General features: G+C 43.2%; 1 protein-coding gene. It reads right to left on the bottom strand.

The window, feature by feature from the left end:
- Nucleotides 1–424: FAD-binding oxidoreductase (locus A3757_RS05165; RefSeq protein WP_231878219.1), on the bottom strand; the 424-nt coding region annotated here is incomplete at both ends.

Here is a 424-nt window from a genome sequence, read left to right as displayed (position 1 = left end):
TGTCTTTTACTGAGTTGCTTAGTTGGAAATCACCTTGGGCTTCGGATAAGTAAACAGTGTCACCACTTTTCAAAGCTTGGTTGAGCCATGGCGTTACAGCACCTTCTTCATTTGCGCGTATGGTTAAGGTGATTTCACCTGTGCGAAGAAAGTGTTTAGGCGAGCAGGAAAGGCTAAAGGTACGTGTTAGCATTGCGCCATCTTTTTCAACGCTTAGCTGTACATATTGTCCGGCATTAAAACCAGTCCATTTTTTTTCTGGCCTTAAAGTCAGCGTGTAGATGTCATCTGTTTCATTTCTTATGAAGAGTACTTGAGCACTAGTTCTTCCGTGACGCCAATTTGGGCGAAAAACCTGAATAATGGGCTCTAAAAAGACACCAAAGCTACCGGTATTGGTAAGTTGGCGGCTTAAGAAGCCAAT

The sequence above is a fragment of the Oleiphilus sp. HI0117 genome (assembly GCF_001635235.1).
The sequence above is the reverse complement of the archived record's forward strand: the minus strand, read 5'-3'. Positions and strand labels throughout refer to the sequence as shown.